The organism is Kitasatospora sp. NPDC091257, assembly GCF_044757675.1.
Taxonomy (GTDB): domain Bacteria; phylum Actinomycetota; class Actinomycetes; order Streptomycetales; family Streptomycetaceae; genus Kitasatospora; species Kitasatospora lactacystinica.
Map to the genome: position 1 here is coordinate 1 of NZ_JBIVVI010001454.1, position 1,981 is coordinate 1,981.

General features: G+C 77.0%; 1 protein-coding gene. It reads right to left on the reverse strand.

What is annotated here, in order from left to right:
• The coding region (locus ACIQOV_RS39300) for a condensation domain-containing protein (RefSeq protein WP_401055675.1) at positions 1-1,981 on the reverse strand (1,981 nt) is incomplete at both ends.

The window sequence follows — 1,981 nt, forward strand, 5'->3', positions numbered from 1 at the left end:
GCCTCCAGGGTCACCAGGGCCACCGGGGCGGCGTCGCGCAGCAGTTCGGCTCTGCGTTCGGCGGGCAGGCCCGGGTCGAGCGGCAGGTAGGCCGCGCCGGTCTTGAGGACGGCGAGGACGGCCACCACCAGCTCGGCGGTGCGGGGCAGCGCGAGGGCGACGTACCGCTCGGGGCCGGCGCCGAACTCGGCCAGCCGGTGGGCGAGCCGGTCGGCCCGGGCGTCCAGTTCGGCGTAGTCGAGGTGTTCCTCGCCGCAGGTGACGGCCTCGGCGTCCGGGGTGCGGGCGGCCTGCTCCTCGAAGAGCTCGACCAGGCTGCGCCCGGGCCGGCCCTGCGCGGTGCCGTTCCAGTCGACCAGCAGCCGGCGCCGCTCCTCGGCGGTGGTCCAGGCCAGCGCGCGCAGCGGGCGGTCCAGTCCGGCGGCCAGCTCGGTGAGCAGCAGGCAGAGCCGCTCGGCGAGGGCGCGCACGGTCGCCGCGTCGAACAGGCCGGGGTCGTAGGCGAGGTCGAAGCCGACCTGCCCGCCCTGGTAGGCGCGCAGCACCAGCGGGAAGCTGGTGGCGTCCCGGGAGGAGACCTCGGCCAGGCGCACCCCGGTGCCGGCGGCCCGGGCGTCGTCGAAGGGGTAGTTCTCGAAGGCGACGATGCTGTCGAACAGCGCGCTGCCGGACGGGACGTCGCTGTAGCCGGTGAGTTCGGCGAGCGAGACCGCCGAGTGCCGGCGGGCCTCGGCCTGGTCGTCCTGGAGTTCCCGCAGCCAGTGGGCGGCGGTGCGGGCGCCGTCCACCCGGACCCGGGTGGGCAGGGTGTTGATGAACATGCCGATCATCGACTCGACGCCGGGCAGTTCCTCGGGCCGGCCGGAGACGGTGGTGCCGAACAGCACGTCCGGTTCGCCGCTGTAGCGGGAGAGCAGCAGCGCCCAGGCGCCCTGGACCACGGTGCCCAGGGTCAGCCCGGCGTGGCGGGCGGTACGGGCGAGCCGCTCGGAGACCTCCTCGGACAGGGCGGCGCTGTGGCTGCCGGCCGAGCGGGCCCGGTGGGCCTCGTGCCGCACCCGGTCGGCGGGCAGCGGGGTGGCGGTGGCGAAGCCGTCCAGGACGGACCGCCAGTGGGACCGGGCGGCCCCGGTGTCCTGCCCGGCGAGCCAGTGGACGTAGTCGGCGAAGGGCCGGCGCACCGCCGGGGCGGGCGCCGCGCCGGTGGTGAGCGCCGCGTACTCGGCGAACACGTCGGTGAGCACCTGGGCGAGGCTCCAGCCGTCCAGGATCAGGTGGTGGGAGGTCCACAGCAGCTGGACCCGGGCCTCGGGCAGCCGGACCAGGGTGAGCCGGGTGAGCGGCGCGGTGGCGACGTCCAGGCCGAGGGCGAGGTCCTCGGCGCGCAGCCGGGCCAGCCGTTCGGCGCGCGCGGCCGGGTCGGCGGCCCGCAGGTCCAGGTGGGTCACCGGCAGCCGGACGCCCCGGCGCACCACCTGGAGCGGGGCGGGGACGCCCTCCCAGACCACCGAGGTGCGCAGCGCGGGCGTGCGGTCGGCGACCCGCTGCCAGGCCAGGGCGAGGGCGTGCGGGTCGGCGACGCCCTCCAGCAGCAGGGAGGCCTGGTCCAGGTAGACGTCGTCCTCGCCGCCGACCAGGCGGTGGAAGAGCATGCCCTCCTGGAGCGGGGTGAGCGGCAGCAGGTCCGTCACGTCCCGGCCGTCGCCGACCAGCCGGTCCAGCGTCTCCTGGTCGAGCCCGGCGAGCGGGAAGTCGGAGGGGGTGCGGCCGCCGGCGCCGGGGCTCGCGCAGTGCTCGACGATGGCGCCCAGGGCGGTGGTCACGGCCTCGGCCAGCCGCCGGACGGTGTCGGCCTCGTGGACCACGTCGCTGTAGTGCCAGGTGAGTTCGAGTTCGCCGTCGGCGACCACGGCGGAGACGTCGAGCAGGTGGGCCGGCCGCTCGTCCGGGGCGAGGTCCGGGCCGGGGGCCGGCCCGGCGG